The organism is Daejeonella lutea (genome assembly GCF_900168015.1).
GTDB lineage: Bacteria > Bacteroidota > Bacteroidia > Sphingobacteriales > Sphingobacteriaceae > Daejeonella > Daejeonella lutea.
In genome coordinates, this window is record NZ_FUYR01000004.1 from 132,619 (window position 1) to 149,012 (window position 16,394).

A 16,394-nucleotide genomic window follows, 5' to 3' on the forward strand; every position below is an offset into this window, starting at 1 on the left:
GTAAATCTAAGAAATCGATCACCCATGACAAGCGTGAAAATGTTTAATTATAGTTTCTCACTTCGCTTGCCCTATCAAGCGAAGGCACCTATCCGTGATATCGAACGAAGTGAGCAACCTAAAGTAAAAATTGAGGGGCTTCGACAGGTACCGACCTTAAGCCGCGTTTTCCTCCGATATCTTCTTTATCATTCCTTTAAAAATCAACCCATGAAAAGGAAGGACCGCATACCAATACAGCCGGCCCAGAATCCCAAGCGGACGAAAGGTTGCTGTTTGGGTTAGTAAATCTTTTTCATCAATCTTAAACTCAAGCCAGGCCTCGCCCGGGAGTTTCATTTCAGCATATAGCAGGAGACGTTTTTCTTTCTTATCGGCAAGCAGTACCCGCCAGAAATCAAGCGCATCACCTGGGAATATGTCTGAATTGCTTCTTCTGCCTCGCCGCATACCTACACCTCCTACAAGCTGATCGAGAAAGCCGCGGATCTTCCACAGGTGGTTCCCATAATACCAGCCCGTTTTTCCTCCAATAGCCCAGACTTTTTCAAGCGAGTGACCGCTGTTTTTAAGCTGCATGGTACGTATATCTTTAAAACATCCGTTAACGGGAACTTCTATATACTGAGAAAGCCCTTTACTGATTATGCCGCTGGTTTGCGCGTCCTTCCAGCTTGATACAACCTGATTTTGCTCGATCTTGCCGAAGGCCATTTTTATTGCTGTATCATAGTCGATAAGATTGATATTTAGTAATTGCGCCAGCTTATTGGGGCGGCAAATCACTTCAACCTTCATGCTGTTCACAAGGTTTTTCGCTAGGGCATAGGATGTCGAGGTGACAAAATAAAGCCAGTAAGAGGAAAGCTTCGGCGTCATCAGCGGAACGACGATAATATGCCTTTTTAAACCGCGAATCTTTGCAAAGTGAAGCAGCATCTCTTTATAGCTTAAGATGTCTGGTCCGCCTATATCATAACTCTGGTTGTAAGTTTCTTTCTTACCTAGTACGCGGCTTAGAAATTCAATAACATTACGGATTGCGATGGGCTGGCACCTCGTTTTGAGCCATCGGGGTGTTATCATCACCGGCAGTTTCTCCACAAGATCCCGGATGATTTCAAAGGACGCACTGCCGGACCCGACAATTATTCCCGCGCGAAGAGTAGTTAGTGCAAATTTATTTCCGGATAAAATGTCTTCAACATTTTTCCTTGATTCAAGGTGTTTGGACAGATCATCTGAATTCACAATACCGCTGAGGTAAACAACCTGATTAGCGGTGGTTTGATTAATGCGCTGTGAGAAATTCTTCGCACAGGTTTGCTCCATTTCTCCAAATTCGCCGGTTTCGGTCGACATGGAATGGATTAGATAGTAAGCAGCTTGTATGTCGTCCGGTATTTCCCGCAGAGTTTCCGGTTTAAGAAAGTCTGCTTCTATTATTGTAAGTTCCGTCGAATTGTATTTCTCCTGATTAAATCTGCTCTTATCCCGGACGCAACAAACCACCTGATGCCCTTCTTCCAGTAATACAGGTAGTAATCGCTGTGCTATATATCCGGTGACACCGGTGAGTAGGATTTTCATAAAAGTTTATTGAATCTGGGCACTCATACATACGATTAACGACACCGTTTGGTTTGACAAGATCCTCAATCAGGGGGTATGCTATTCCCATACATGGGCAAGGTAAACAATGATGTAGGATAGAATACAAAGAACACTTCTAAAATTTACCGGATCGAATATGTTTTGCCGTTCCTGATTATCTAAAACCGCATACCTGGCAATAATCCAGAAGAAAACTGAAGCACCGATGTCCCAAAAATCAAAACGGCCATTGGTAAATTGGAGGAGCTGAAAAATTTCGAGTCCGATTGAAAATAAGAGCGGTATAAAAATTAGATTGAACTCAGTTCCCTTGACCTTGATAAATAATAACCTGGATGTGATGGTTATCGAAAATACCCATAAGCCTTCCGGGAGTGAATAAATGATGTGGTCATTTAACGGAAGGGCAGAGGTGATATGATTTCGTAATGCATGGAATTCTCCTGATGAGATAATGGTGAGAAGAATCTCATTAACTACAGTCCTTTCTGTTCGATAAAGAACATAGATAAGTAAACTCAGCAATAGCGCTGTTCCAATCAGCAAATAGTTCTTTCTCACGCTTTACCGTAAATCTTGAGTTTGAAATAGGAGAGGCTGCCAAAGCTGATTTCATCTATCAGATTAAAATTCACGATCGAGGGTAAACTTTGGATATGAAAAACAGAATTGAAATGGAAGAGCCGGGAAATTGGCTGGAACATTTTGTCGACAAAGCGAAGCCAATTTTCGGGTGTAAAATGATTGAGGATAAAAACCCTTCCATCGGGTTTTAATACCCTATGAATCTCGATCAATAATTTATCCGGCTTGTCGACAACGGCGATCACATGCGATAAAACGACGTAGTCAAATGTTCCATCTCTGAATAAAAGTGATTCCCCATTCATTTGCAATAGTTCGACATTTTCAGGCTTTCGTTTTGCTGCTATGCAAAGCATTGCTGAAGATGTATCAATTCCTGTGATCTGATGAGTTTTGTAGAGAGGAAGGTGAAGACCGTTTCCAAGGCCTATTTCCAGTAGTCTTCCCGAAGGCAATTCATTAATCTCGCTGTACAATCTTCGCTTCTGCGGCTTCAGGAATACGTCGACCACAGGATAAAAGAATGAAAAACAGTTGTAGAAGTCGGCGGTCCTGGTCATTCCCCTGATATGGCTCGGAATATTGGTTATAGGTTTGATTCTATATAAATGGATCAGAGGTCGGAGGTCGGAGGTCTGAAGTCGGATGTCTGAAGTCAGATGTCTGAAGTCGGAGGTCAGAAGTCGGAGGTCAGAGGTCTGAAGTCGGAGGTCAGACTTCCTACGTCGGAAATCATAACCACCCAGCTTTAATTTTCAGTTTTCAGTTCTCCACTTTCAACTCTCAACTCTCCACTTTCCACTTTCCACTCTCAACTCATCTAAACCCAAAAATCAATGGAAACACAAATGTCACAATAACCGACCATACCAGATACACCGGTAGATAACTCGCGATAACTTTGCCCACACCGTTAATGTCTTTTTTCTTTGAAATCACGGCAAAAAGCTGGGTGCTGACTAGCAGCAGGTTGATGAGAATAAGGACGTTGGCACCTAAAACCGCAGTTCTGTTGGGTGTAAATCCCATTTCAGAGATCCGGAACACAATCGCAGATAAGGCGACACCGTTAACAATAATGGTAACGATCGAAAGTAAAAGCAGGATCCATACTTCGGCCTGGCTTTTCCCTGACTTGGACGTCTCAGCTACAGAAAAGAATATAATTGCCATCACGCCAATCAGGAGAGCATTAAAGATCATCAAAAACTCCCGGTCGTTATACGGATCCTTGCCTGAGTAGATCATAGCCACGAGGTAGATCACCAGCATCACCAAAACCAGGGGACTGAATATTTTCGCAATTACAGGTGACACCTTGCCCACAAGCTGCGGATTCGTCTGGGTGAGGAAAGTACCTACAATAGGAATTGCTGCCAGTCCGAATACGGCGATGTTCTGGAAATAGAATTTCTCAATATTGAATCCGATCAGAGAAAAGAGCCCAACCGTAATACCCGACATAAGTAATCCCGATATCCCGATCAGTGCACAGATAACGACCAGATCGCCATTGTATTTCAAGAAGCCCAGTCGGCGCGCTTCATTATTGCTGGTTTCTCCCACATACGCGAATCCTAGCACCGACCAAAGGCACAGGGCAAGGTGAATACAAGAAAGTATTAGCGTATCAGTTTCTTTCCCGGGAAGCGAATTGATGTAGATCAGGCCAATAAGCATAAGTCCGATAATAGCTGCGACCTTTCCCGTAGAAAGCTTATTTCTCCACGCAAAATAAAGGGCCAGTGCCGGGAAGACAATAAACCCGATATTCCGGGGATAAAAAAACTCTTCGTCAATTGCAAAAATTGCAGGGAACTTTGCGATAAAACCTGCGATCAGCGATGCGATCACTACAAATAACAATTCTTTGCTGGTACCCCAACTGATCTCCTCTTTCTCGTAGTTCAGTCGCTCGTTCCAAAAATCTGCTAGAGAATTACCCTTGAGCTCTGGATATAGTGACGTAAACTCCTTTTTGAAACCAGCTTTATTAATCCGGTACATTTGCTCAAGTACCCGTGGATCGTTCTGATTGGCAATTATTTCTTCTCTCATGGTCTTATAATATAGAATTCAGTGTTCGTTTATACAGATTTGACAATTAATCCCACATCGTTCCATCCAAACCCAATACGATACCAAGCCAGAGGCCAATGATATAGATCAGAACGCTTAGTATAATTGCAAGAACTCCGTTTATCTGCCCCTTAGCCCGCATTCGATCCATGAAAAAGTAGAATGCCCCACCGGTAGCACCAGCTAGTGGAGTTACAATCAGGGGCCTGATCATCCAGAACTTCCCCCAAAGAGGATTTACGTTGTCAGCCCCGAATATAAAAAATGAGATAACAGCAAGTGCGATCCCTGCGCCGATCATCATAGGAGCAGCCAGAGAACCTTGCTCAGTTGCCGGTGTTTGTGAATTTTGAGTGTGTACCATGTTCTAAATTTTAATTTAATAAATAATGTTCAAGTTTTATTTAAAGTACTTTGAGTTGCAAAGTATAAGTATAAAAAAATAGCTAGTCTTACTGTTTCTAAAAATAAATTGACTGCGTTCCATTTTCATATACCCAAAAGTACTTTGCGACTCAAAGTAAAGAAGAAAGAATGAGATGTGCAAATAAATTTTTTAAGTTGAGAGTTGAGAGTTGAAAGTGGAGAGTGAAAAAGGGCTTCTAAAGTACTGCCAGGATAATATTCATCGGATAAATTATTTTTCCGTTATGCGAATGATCTGACACTTGTCGTCGATTTCCACGCCATTGAAGCAGAATCGTAAAAGGGGCCAATCCTATTTCCTGCTTGAAATTAATGCCAGCCTCTTATAGGCATCAATAGGCATCATACCCACTTCCATTCTTCTTTTATCGAGGTTTCCCGGATCTTCAGTCGGACCTAGCTCTATTTGATTAGTTTTCGGGTCCAGGCTAGTAAATTGCGTACCATAGAGCTGTTTTTCGCCAGCTCCAAGCTTAATGCGATCATAAAGGTATGCATAGCTCTGTCCGTCCATGTCGCCATTTTTAACCGCCAGCTCGATGTTCGGCAGTTGAGAGCGTTGCCAGGATTTATCGCGGTCAGAATGCTGGATAATAAGGAATATAGCATTCATCGCCTCTGCTCCAACCATCTTTTTGGTGGGAAATCCATGTTTAGACAAAATTTCTTTGAGCCTTGTACGGTTTTCAAGATCGGTTGCTGGCATATCTAATCCCTTTACTACTGCCTCCTTTTTCAGATTATATCTATTAAGGATACTCTCCATATTTGCACCCCTGACCATCTGATCATTAACAAACATTTTGATTATATCCAGCTCCAATTCAGGATGGCTTACTTCAGTATTAAAACTTCTGCAGTGCACATAATCAGGAGAGTCCTTGTGTATAAAGTTTTTTCCGCACAAATATTCGAGTGTCTCTACATCAAGCTCCTTAAGGATTTCACTAACCTTCGCGATATCATTTCGCTGATTCACAATCTCCAGTCCGGTGAGCATAAGTTTTTTGTCAATCCTGGATTTTGTTGCTCGTAAAGAATCGAACTGACGCTCCCCCAATTCATAATTTTTTTCAATTTTAGACATATACATCCGCCAGCTGAGCTTCCAGGCATCTGTGGCAGATAATTCTTGTGCAGGAGCAAGGGTTGCCCCAAGGCAGAGCAATAGTAAAAGGACGAATTTCATAAAAGAAGATAGATGTACAATATAGCAGAATCAGCATCACCAACAAAATCATTAGCGTGGAAACGGATAGCTAATTCTGAAGGCTCGCAACAATACTTCCTGCTTTATCACAACAATTCGGCACCTGGCCGTTTTAAGCAGCCGCCTTTTTCCGAAAAATCACTATTTATAGGTATTGCACGCAAAACCGACTGCCCCTAGCTTTGGGAAGCTTATTACTTTAATACCCACCCTATGACCTCAATAAGAAATTCCTCCCTGGCTTTAATTGTTTTTCTTGGTATAATGCTGGCTGGTTGTGGTAAAGACACACCCGCAACTCCTGATACCGGCGGCAGCGGCACTGGAGGTGGTGGCGGCGTGACCTATACCGGGACCGTAGCTACTTACACTGAAATTCCTATCCCTACCATCGATATTCCCAATTTGATCATTCCTAATTTGGGTGCATTCTATGTAACCAATAGGGGAGCATATGTGCATGTCCAGAACACAAAGAAACAGCTTTGGAGTGTTTACAAATATCACAACGGAGGAGCCATACCATGGTCTAATTATTCACCTGATTTCCCGCTCACCTCCTTTATTCCTTCTAGTTTCGCTAATGAAAAAGATATGGAACTGAGTTTTTACTGGAATGGAAACGATTCAGGGAAGTACGGGATGTTTAATATGAATAATGGCAGTCCGTCTTTCAATTATACTGTTCCGATGCCTCCTAATGGACCAGGTGGCTTTTCAAATGTCATACCGGCAAAAAAAGGTTTTCAGCGACTATGGGGTATCATCGGTAATGAAATTTGGTCTGAGTCCGCAGTTGTCTCACCCAAAAAGTTTGATAAGATTGCCGAGATCCAGCTTCCGCTTGGAAGTTTCGTTACGAAATTCTTCGCTGATCCCGAAAATGAAACCGACTTATGGTGCGCAACTGAAAACAGGCTGTATCGGGTAAGTACTGTCGGTTCTACACCAGGATCAAAAGGAGGAATTCAAAATAACTGGGATTTCAGCAGCCTGGGTGCAGGAACTATAAATGCTATCATAAGTGTAGATAAGACCATAGTTATTCAATATGGAAACCGAATTTATCGCCAGGAGGGTACAAGCTTTAAGTCGCTTGGAACTTTGAAAACTCCAGCCGGGGCGACTTCCAGTATTGCTACAAATGGCAGTACCATTGTTGCCTCCGACGGCAATTATTACAGCTTCTCGACGGGCTTATGGAAATCATACATCGGCACTGGTGTCAGCCTCAGCCCTGCAGATATGAAAAAGTATGATGACCTCAAGACGATTTGTTCAGCAGGATTTCCAATTGGAGTGATCAACGGCTCAGGCGATGGGCCGGTGTATATTTTAACGCTTGATAAATTGGTAAAGATTACACCGAAATTGTAAATTAGAGTTTTTGTTTCAAATGAATTTAAATATCAAAGCCGCCATTGCGGTGGCCATTATCCTGCTGGCAGTATCACTACAGTCCCTCAAAGCACAATCTGGTCCCTGGGCTAGATACAACGGTAAGATGAAAGGTGAAGCCTTAGTCAGGGATTCTGATGGAGGTTATTTAAAGGAAGTACAGAGCATTGTTGAAGGTGGTGGCGATGTAAACTGGCAATTAGAGTCAGGCTTCAGTCCGCTAATGGCAGCTGCAGGCGGAGGACACCTGGAGATTGTAAAGTTCCTAATTGAGAAAGGTGCAGATCCGAACCTGAAGGATTCAAATGGCCGCACAGCTTTGGATAGAGCTCAGCTGGCAGGTGCTAATGATGTAGTGCGCTATCTGCGATCACTGGCTACGCAGCCAGTTTCGGCGCAAAAGACTGATAATCAGACTGTCGTGATCCAGCCTGCAACTGCGCCAGCGCCAGCTGAAATGCCAGCAACACCTCCACCGGTCGCGAATAATGGTACAGCTACACCACCTGCGGTTGCAGTAATCCCTGCTGGGAAGTGGCCAGTATTTGGCACGTATAAGGTTGGTGACCGTGTCAAGTTCTTCGCAGGAAGCTGGAAGTCGGGTACAATCGTCGAAGTTGGCGTTCCTGGAGATAATACGGGGAAATTGGCGGCACCCAAGGAGCGACGTTACCTAATCGGACGGGAGGGTGCTGCTAACTGGAATGACTGGACCGACTGGGGGAATGTAACCGGTTTAACTCGTGAACCATTCTGGACTAGTTTCTTCAACGGAGAATGGCGTCTTGGTGAAACCATGGCTGCAAATACTCGTGTCGAAGGAGGGTACCAGCGCGATGAATATACTTTTCATAAAGCGTCCGAAGCCTTACAGGTGAAATCAGACAATTCTTACAGCTGGAAAACTATCGGAGGCAAAGTGATAAACGGCACCTGGCGCCCGGCGGAAGATGGGGCAGGGATCATTTTGATAAATGCATACCAGGGAATCAACTGGACATTAAGGAACGAAACCAATTCAACAGAAGAAAATATCCGGGGACTTCAAACATCCCGGCTGACCGCAGACGGAAAAATGAGCATTAAAGCACAAAGGCCCATTCAATAGTATTGGAGGTCGGAAGTCTGAGGTCGGAAGTCTGATGGATTTCCGACAAAATTATTCCTTTTTCATCACCTCCCCATCAATCACCGCACTCGCATCCTGCGGATGGACCTTCGACACATTACCAAACTGAGGCATAAAAGTAGCCGAACTGCTGAGCGCCATATCGAGTTCATATTGTGAAGGGTATGGAGTGTGAACCAGGCTTCCTTCCGGGATCTCCGGATAAGTCTGGGCAAGGGTTTCTATCTTGTTAGGTCCTACACGCCGGTAGACAAATGTACGCTGGATCTGTTCGGGGTGACAAATACCGGCAGCCCCCATAAGTTGTATGGCGCTAAATACGGACGACTTATGGTAGTTGAAAACGCGTACTTTCTTATCGGATACCACAAGCCCTTTGCTTAGCTCCGGATCCTGCGTTGCCACACCCGTTGGGCACGTGTTTGTGTTACATTCAAGTGCCTGTATACAACCGAGCGCAAACATCATCCCGCGGGCGGAATTACACATGTCGGCACCCAATGCGAAGTTCTTTACCAGGTCAAACCCTGTAGCAACTTTGCCGGAAGAGATTATTCGGATATGCTTTTTCAGCCCAAAGCCATTGAGTGCATCATAAACAAATGCCAGCCCGTCGCGCAAAGGCATCCCAACAGAATTCGAAAACTCCAGCGGAGCAGCACCCGTACCGCCTTCGGCACCGTCTACAGTAATGAAATCTGCATATATACCCGTTTCATGCATCGCTTTACAGATCGCAAAGAACTCGCTTTTATTCCCCACACATAGTTTGAAACCAATCGGCTTGCCTTCCGAAAGATCGCGTAGCTTTTTAATGAAGTGCACCATTTCAAGAGGTGTCGAAAACTCAGTATGCGCGGGAGGGGAGATCACATCTATACCCGGCTCGACCAGACGGATGCGGGCAATCTCGGGAGTAACCTTTCGTGCCGGCAAAATACCTCCGTGACCGGGTTTAGCGCCCTGCGAAAGCTTAATCTCAATCATCTTAACCTGGGGGAGATGCGCACGTTCTTTAAAGGCCTCATCGTTAAATGTTCCATCGGTATTACGGCAGCCGAAATACCCGGTTCCAATCTGCCAGATGATGTCACCGCCGGGTTGCAGGTGGTAGTCGCTCAGACCACCCTCGCCGGTATTGTGAGCAAAGTTTCCCAGCTTAGCACCACCATTCAAAGCCAGGATAGCATTCTCGCTAAGCGATCCGAAGCTCATCGCTGAAATGTTAAAGATACTGGCAGAATAAGGCTGCTTACAATCGGGACCTCCTACAATCACCCTTGGATCCTGGTTCAGGTCTTCGGGATGAATGGCTGCTATGCTGTGATTCAGCCAGGAGTAACCACTGTCATATACATTCAGTTGTGTACCAAAAGGCACAGTGTCGTCGACTGCTTTCGCGCGTTGATAGATCAGTGAACGGTTTATGCGACTGAATGGCCGGCCATCTGTGTTGCTTTCTACAAAGTACTGCTGAATTCCCGGACGCAAGGTCTCCATCATAAACCGCATTCTTCCCAGGACCGGAAAGTTCCGTGAAATACTGTGCTTCTCCTGGAAAATATCGATAACCCCAATTATCACCAAAGGGCCAACCAGAATAAAAAGCCACAGTATTGGAGTCCAAACTAAACTAATCAAAAGTATCCCGACAACCAGGACTACCGAAACGTTAATAAAGAGTTTTCTCATGGTATTCGTATTAAATCGCAGCACCTCACTGCAAATTTTAAAGGTAGCCAATTTAGTATGGAGGGGGAAACTTTGATGGTAAGGGGATTGTAAAGAACTTCGGACCTCAGCCCTGGGGTAGAAATTTTACCGCAGAGAACGCAGAGTTTTTTTTATTGTGTTATGTAATTCCGCATCTTTTAAATCTCCGACCAGCCTTTGCGTACTTTGCGTGTACTCCGCGCGCTCTGCGGTTAACCCTTGTCGGAAATCCATCATATCCAGCTTCGAACGCCGTTTAACTCGTTACTCTTCAATATTTTCAAAAAGCTGACCATGTTGTTTTCTAAAAATTCGTTCCATAAAGAACTTAACTGGCAATGGCGATTTGAACTTGATCTCTTCGTCAATCACAGTAGAATCATCATCAGCCGTTAACACAAACTTCATTTCAATCTTAGTCAATTTGAAAACAGTCGCCCGAATAACAACTCTTTTGTCTGATTCATTTTTTTCAACTGTCACCGGATAAGTAAATGAAAATGGAATTAATCCAAATTTCAAGGTCTCATGAACTAAATAACTTTCGTCTCCTGTACGGTCAATTCGGGAAATGACGGGGTGGACTGACACAAATTTTTGCATGTCAGTTAAATGATCAAAAACAAAGTCGATATCTTTTTTTAAGCGGAATGAAAGTCTCATTGTTGGACCTGATTGTGTTTGTAGGTATAAGGCAGGTGTAAGTTCGTAAAGTTTTAGGATAAAGCGAGGAAGCGTACTCATCGGCTTTTTAACCGCTGAGTCCGCAGAGTAAAACGCAGAGAGCGCAGAGGCTGGGCGGTGCTCAGAGGTTACAGTTTCGCTGGACCAGATAGCAATCAGATTTCGGTGCTTTTAGAGTGAAGAGGTCGCCGCCAATGCTGAAATGACGACATGCCAGGTCTGTGAAGTTGCCGCTCTCGCGTGAATCTAGTCATCCTCTCGGCTTACTTTGCGAAAAAACTCTGCGCACTCTGCGGTTAGATCTCAGCCCAGCCGTCGGAAATCCATCATACCTCATACCTCAAGCCTCCTACCTCAAACTTCCTCCCCCAGACAAAAGCTTCCCCATAAGTCCCTCAATTCTTGCCGCCTTCGTCTCCTCCCTCTTCGCCGAATAGATCCACTTCACATGCATCCTTTGATCGCTCTTGCTTAATTTGTTAAATGCTGCATGCGCCCTCTCATCCAACAGCAGGCAATCAATTAATTCCTCCGGAACTATGAAAGTTGAATGATCCTGATACAATATTACATGGACATAATCTCCCGCCTGTTTTTTAAGCTTTTTCCTTAGTTCAGCTTTAACCGGAAGGAATAGTCCGCCACCCTTCATCGGCGCCAGACTGTGATCAGAGATTTCAATATGGTCGATAGTGCCTTTCACCCGTAGCCACCCAAAATGTGCCCTGCTTATCCCTTCAATTTCCGGCACTTCGGCATAGGTCCACCCGCCTTTCATAGGCATTTTCTTGAGGAGGAGGGGTTGGTTGACTATGGGGGTGTCCATCTAAACGCTGTGTAATTTCAACGCAAAGTTCGCAAAGTTTTAGGATAATGTGGGGAAGCGCACACACCGTTTATTTAACCGCAGAGGCCGCAGAGTAAAACGCAGAGAGCGCAGAGGCTGGACGCCTAACTCTGCGTCCTCGGCGAAAAACTCTGCGCACTGGCGTGCCTGCCGGCAGGGTTTAACCTCAGCCCAGCCGTCGGAAATGCATCAGACTTCCGACCTCCGACCTCACTCCACCACAACCGACCCCAAATATACACTCGTCGAACACCTGTCCCTTTCCTCGCTCACGAAAGCCAGGTAAACATGCAATTCACGCGATTTCAAATCGCTGCAGTCTAAGATTTCCCTTCCTTCCTTCCGCCGGGCACCGCAGATCTCTCCGATAAAATCAACCTTTTCATGATAGGCCAGTACCATCGCCCGGTCGGTATCGCCAGGTATCGCTTCCCAGGTTATTTCGAGTATACCCGGTTGAGTATTGGTGACAGCTGGTGAAATAGGCTGCGGCAGATCACCCCAGGAGATTAAGGCTTTCGCCGGATCAACTTTGAAGTCTGCCGTCATTGCATTCAATTTAAGGTAGGACAAAGCGCTCCCAAAACCGTGCTGCTTAGCTGAATAGTTTTTGAATCCGAGTCGCACAAAAGGGGTTATTAATTTGAGCCATTCCTGGCAAGCTGCCAATTTCTCACGGTTATCAAGCTGCTTCTGACTCGGTGCTTTCGAGATCTTTTTTGGTAAACTTCTGATAACTCCCTGACCTTTCCAGGTGTAACCCACAACAGGCCCGACCTTTCCGCGGAAGGGCCCTAGAATTCCATTTATTAATCTTCCCATAATCAATGTTTTAAGGTGAATAGCCTGTGTACGAACAGAGTGATTAAAGAGTTACCTAATTCTACTGAATTTAGATAGAGATTAGTCACAGGTTCTTCAAAGAATCTCCGTAAAACTCCCTGTAAGCTCCGAAGAAAGTCCGAAGGAAGTCCGAAGAATATATAGATGAGGTACAGGTTTGGTAATGGTGATTTTTAAGTTTGGGGAGGATATTAAATGGTGGGTTTAGGAGGAGGGGAGGTGGTTGAATGAATGTAGTGAATTTTGGGACAAATGGGAGGTGTAAATCGAATAATTTGTCGTATTGGTCCAATCAAAAATGCCGGTACAATTTCTATTGCCCGGCATTTTATGAATAATAGTCCACTTGAGTTGTTGAGATTGCTTCGCTACAGTCGCATCCGATAACTATCGGATGACACGATTGTTTTTCCGCCCAGATCTTATGCATCCTACAATCCTATGCATCCTAGACCAGACAAAAATCCTATTCCTAGACCGCGTCCGACAAACTCGTAAACGTAAAATCCCTAATCTTCATCGGAGGAATCATCGCATTAATCTGCGACTCCCCACTCACAGTTCTTTCCGGTTTTCCTAATGCCTCCAAATTATTCAGCATAATGATCGGGCTCTCGTTGAACCGGAAGTTCTTAACCGGGAATTTAATTTCACCGTTTTCGATGTAGAAGGTACCATCCCGTGTAAGACCGGTGAGGAGGACCGTTTGTGGGTCGACGTTGCGGATGTACCAGAGACGGGTGACGAGAATACCTTTTTCGGTGCTTTTGATCAGGTCTTCGAGGGATTGGTTAGTTCCTTCCATGATTACGGTGTTGGGCTGAGGTACGGCTTTAACACCTTTCTTTTGCGCCCAATAGCGACTGTAAAATAGATTCTTCATTACACCCTTTTCAATCCAGTTGATCTTTTCCTGCAAACGGCCATCTCCGGCCCAGGTGGCTGAAGGGAGATCGACGTTATAAGGATCAGAATATATTGTAACTCGCTCGTCGACCATCTTTTCGCCAAGTTTAGTTAGTCCGCCGGGTTTGCTCATAAATGAACGGCCTTCGTCTGCCTGGCGCCCGTCCATGCCGAAGAACATGTTCTCTAACAGAACAAGTGCAGCGGCAGGCTCTAAAATAACGGTGTATTTTCCGGGCTCAATGGCGCGGGCTGCGGCTGAAGCTGTAGCTTTCTTTGCTGCGGTTGCAGTCGAAGCTTTTACATCAAGCTTGCGGTAATCGTTAAATGATTTAGTGGCATAACCTGAGCCTTTGCCATCCTCAGTGCGCAGCGTTACGTTGAAGCTGACGTTGGTGGAGGTATTGTAGGCAAACAAGCCTTTGGAGTTCATCATTGCCGAATAGGCAGTATTGTTCTCCAGGAAGCCGGCTGCGGTAAGTTTATTGTCTTTAGAGATCTGCAGACTAGCTGCAACTGCATCCGCACGTTCTTTTGGTCCCATGGCTGCTGTTGCCGGAACAAATGTCGGCGAGTCCGGGAAGTCGTTAGGACCTAGCATCGGCATGTATTCCGGGTTCTCAGGTGCGAGCCTGGCCAGCTCTTCTGCACGCTGTACTACTTTTTTCAGGGATTCGTCATCAAACTCGTTGATGGTGGCTACTCCTGCTTTTTTACCGAAGGCCGATGAGACAACAAGTGTTGCCTGGCTGATGCCGCCGCTGGTAGATACCGAATTCCGTGCATAGCGGATATTTCCACGGTCGCCGCCGTCGAGATTTACTTCGCATTCGTCTGCTTTTGAATAGCTGAGGACTTTCTTTAATAAAGCCTGAGCTTCGTCTTTGCTTAATATTGACATGATCTTTATCCTCAGATTTTTCTAGCTGTATTAATTACGTTAACTCCATTGAAGCGGGTGGTCGGGCATCCGTGTGAAACGGAGCTCACCTGCATTGGCTGGCCCTTGCCGTCGAAGAAGGAACCACCTAAGCGGTAATCGCTTTCATCGCACATATCTGCGCAGGCATTCCAAAATTCCTGGGTGTTGGCCTGATACGCTACGTCTTTAAGCATACCGGCGATCTTGCCGTCGATGATCTCGTAGTACAGCTGACCGCCGAACTGGAAGTTATAGCGCTGCTGGTCGATGGAAAATGATCCGTCGCCTATTATGTAGATACCTTTCTTCACACCTTTGATCAGCTCATCAATACTTTTCTTTTGCTTGCCTGGCATGAGTGATATATTCGGCATGCGCTGGAACTGTACGCTGCTCCAGTTATCTGCATAGCAACAACCCTGAGACTCTTTTAGTCCCAGAATATGCGCTTGATCCCGGATGGTCTGGTAATTTACAAGAACACCGTCTTTTATGATATCCCATTTCTTGGTACCTACACCCTCATCATCATAACCCACCGCTCCCAAAGATCCCGGCTGCGTTCTGTCGCCCTGAATATTTACCAGGTCGGAACCGTATTTAAAGTTCTTAGCCTGCCATTTGTCTAAGGTCAGGAAGCTGGTACCTGCAAAGTTGGCTTCATATCCCAAAACACGATCTAGCTCAGTTGGGTGGCCTGACGATTCGTGGATGGTCAGCCATAAGTGTGACGGATCCAGCACAAGATCATACTTGCCAGGTTCAACAGATTTAGCGGTTAATTTTTGTCCCACCTGAACCGCACCGTTTCGTGCATCTTCCAGCATATCATAGCGCCCTTTATAGAGGGTGGTTACACCTTTTATCTTGTCCTGCGGACGAGCTTCGAGGTATTCATATCCCATACCCATTGGTGCACTGAGAGAATTGCGGGTTTCAAACTTACCGCTCTTTGCATCTATTTTGGTGAGATTGAATGTCGGCCAGATGCGGTGAATATCCTGTTCGATATATGATCCATCCGTTGAAGCGAAATACTTCTGCTCGTTCACCAGGAAGAGTACAGAGTTTGCATAATTGGCGCCGCCCTTAATTCCGGCATCGTTCACCGAAAGGAGCAGGTCAACTTTTTCCTTCATCGGGACCTCAAAAGCATTTTTCTCAATCGGGGCTTTCCAGCTTACTTCGCCGTAGCCTTTTTGAGGAGCCAGCTGCACCGGTTCTGTTAACAATCTTGAATTTTCTTTAGCGATAGCGACGGCAAGCTCTGCCGCTTTCGCGATGCTGTCGTTGTCCATTTTATCGGTAGCGGCAAAGCCCCAGCTACCGTTGGCAATAACACGCACACCCATTCCATACGATTCAGTGTTAACGATGTTCTGCACTTTGTCTTCACGCGTTACCACAAATTGGTTGAGGTATCGCCCGATGCGGACATCAGTATAGGTTGCGCCTTTGGAGCGGGCGGCATTCAGCGCCACATCCGACATCCTTTTCTTTAATGCCGGATCGATAGTTTCCAGCGATGCCTCCAGCGGAATATCATGCCCCCAGACCACGCCGGGGATCATGGTGGCCGCTGCGCCGAGGCCGGTTAGGTGGATAAAGTCACGTCTTTTCAAAGTTGTAAGTTTTAAGTAATAGGTTATAAGTTGGTTTTACGTTGTACGTTTTACGTTGTATGTCTGGGCGGAGATGCACAGCGGAAACGTAAAACGATAGCTATCGATTCCTAATTGAGTTCGTTGGTTAGAAGGAGTAAATTAAAAAAAATGATTGGGATTTAGTGTGCGAAAAAAAGAGAGAGCTGCCTGCGGGAGATAGCAGCTTTCGCTGCAAGGTTTTAACCGCAGAGGACGCTGAGTTTTTCGCAGAGGACGCAGAGTTTCTGCACTAGCGAAAAGTCATTAGCCGCATGCGGCATAGCGCTAAAAGGTTTTAACCGCAGAGGACGCAGAGTTTTTCGCAGAGAGCGCAGAGGCTAATTCATTCACCCGCTTGTGCAACTCTGCGTTCTTTGCGCGTACTCTGCGCCCTC

At 45.4% G+C, this 16,394-nt stretch carries 15 protein-coding genes; 3 read left to right on the top strand and 12 right to left on the bottom strand.

The features are described 5' to 3' along the window. Nucleotides 1–156 precede the first annotated feature (156 nt). The 6 genes from B5X60_RS15780 to B5X60_RS15805 form a co-directional block, all read right to left on the bottom strand. Nucleotides 157–1,590 carry an SDR family oxidoreductase gene (locus B5X60_RS15780; protein WP_079703695.1) on the bottom strand — a complete coding sequence of 478 codons (1,434 nt, stop codon included), beginning with the start codon at nucleotides 1,588–1,590 and terminating at the stop codon, nucleotides 157–159. An 81-nt stretch (nucleotides 1,591–1,671) separates the two neighbouring features. Further along, nucleotides 1,672–2,175 carry a hypothetical protein gene (locus tag B5X60_RS15785; RefSeq protein WP_079703696.1) on the bottom strand — a complete coding sequence of 168 codons (504 nt, stop codon included), beginning with the start codon at nucleotides 2,173–2,175 and terminating at the stop codon, nucleotides 1,672–1,674. After that, on the bottom strand, nucleotides 2,172–2,759 hold the full coding sequence (locus tag B5X60_RS15790) for a class I SAM-dependent methyltransferase (protein WP_079703697.1): 588 nt from the start codon (nucleotides 2,757–2,759) through the stop codon (nucleotides 2,172–2,174). Before B5X60_RS15790 ends, B5X60_RS15785 begins: the two co-directional genes overlap by 4 nt. Before the next feature lie 256 nt (nucleotides 2,760–3,015). Continuing rightward, the gene (locus B5X60_RS15795) at nucleotides 3,016–4,257 is read right to left on the bottom strand and encodes a hypothetical protein (RefSeq protein ID WP_079703698.1); all 1,242 of its coding nucleotides are present in this window, start codon (nucleotides 4,255–4,257) and stop codon (nucleotides 3,016–3,018) included. Nucleotides 4,258–4,303: 46 nt separating this feature from the next. Further along, the gene (locus B5X60_RS15800) at nucleotides 4,304–4,642 is read right to left on the bottom strand and encodes a potassium transporter KefB (protein WP_079703699.1); all 339 of its coding nucleotides are present in this window, start codon (nucleotides 4,640–4,642) and stop codon (nucleotides 4,304–4,306) included. Between the two features lie 354 nt (nucleotides 4,643–4,996). After that, a complete protein-coding gene (locus B5X60_RS15805; protein WP_079703700.1) occupies nucleotides 4,997–5,893 on the bottom strand; it encodes a DUF6624 domain-containing protein in 897 nt (298 codons plus the stop codon). Between the two features lie 12 nt (nucleotides 5,894–5,905). Between B5X60_RS15805 and B5X60_RS15810 the strand changes: the two genes are divergently transcribed. The 3 genes from B5X60_RS15810 to B5X60_RS15820 are packed head-to-tail and all read left to right on the top strand — an operon-like array spanning nucleotide 5,906 to nucleotide 8,420. Continuing rightward, entirely contained in the window at nucleotides 5,906–6,094 is a 189-nt protein-coding gene (locus B5X60_RS15810) for a hypothetical protein (RefSeq protein ID WP_079703701.1), read from the top strand. A gap of 33 nt (nucleotides 6,095–6,127) precedes the next feature. Then, nucleotides 6,128–7,291, top strand: a complete 1,164-nt coding sequence (locus tag B5X60_RS15815) for a hypothetical protein (protein ID WP_079703702.1) — start codon at nucleotides 6,128–6,130, stop codon at nucleotides 7,289–7,291. 19 nt (nucleotides 7,292–7,310) lie between these two features. Then, a complete protein-coding gene (locus tag B5X60_RS15820; protein WP_079703703.1) occupies nucleotides 7,311–8,420 on the top strand; it encodes an ankyrin repeat domain-containing protein in 1,110 nt (369 codons plus the stop codon). Nucleotides 8,421–8,471: 51 nt separating this feature from the next. Here the strand turns inward: B5X60_RS15820 and B5X60_RS15825 are convergent, their stop codons facing one another. From B5X60_RS15825 to B5X60_RS15850, 6 genes are all read right to left on the bottom strand, one after another. After that, a complete protein-coding gene (locus B5X60_RS15825) occupies nucleotides 8,472–10,133 on the bottom strand; it encodes an FMN-binding glutamate synthase family protein (RefSeq protein WP_079703704.1) in 1,662 nt (553 codons plus the stop codon). A gap of 285 nt (nucleotides 10,134–10,418) precedes the next feature. Continuing rightward, on the bottom strand, nucleotides 10,419–10,817 hold the full coding sequence (locus B5X60_RS15830) for an SRPBCC domain-containing protein (protein ID WP_170878477.1): 399 nt from the start codon (nucleotides 10,815–10,817) through the stop codon (nucleotides 10,419–10,421). A 370-nt stretch (nucleotides 10,818–11,187) separates the two neighbouring features. Next, nucleotides 11,188–11,664, bottom strand: a complete 477-nt coding sequence (locus B5X60_RS15835) for a YdeI/OmpD-associated family protein (RefSeq protein ID WP_079703706.1) — start codon at nucleotides 11,662–11,664, stop codon at nucleotides 11,188–11,190. A gap of 231 nt (nucleotides 11,665–11,895) precedes the next feature. Next, complete coding sequence (locus B5X60_RS15840; protein ID WP_079703707.1) at nucleotides 11,896–12,507, bottom strand: DUF6266 family protein; 612 nt, start codon at nucleotides 12,505–12,507, stop codon at nucleotides 11,896–11,898. Nucleotides 12,508–13,000: 493 nt separating this feature from the next. Then, entirely contained in the window at nucleotides 13,001–14,335 is a 1,335-nt protein-coding gene (locus tag B5X60_RS15845) for a TldD/PmbA family protein (protein WP_079703708.1), read from the bottom strand. 11 nt (nucleotides 14,336–14,346) lie between these two features. Beyond that, nucleotides 14,347–15,978, bottom strand: coding sequence for a TldD/PmbA family protein (locus tag B5X60_RS15850; protein ID WP_079703709.1), 1,632 nt, complete (start codon nucleotides 15,976–15,978; stop codon nucleotides 14,347–14,349). Between the last annotated feature and the right edge of the window lie 416 nt (nucleotides 15,979–16,394).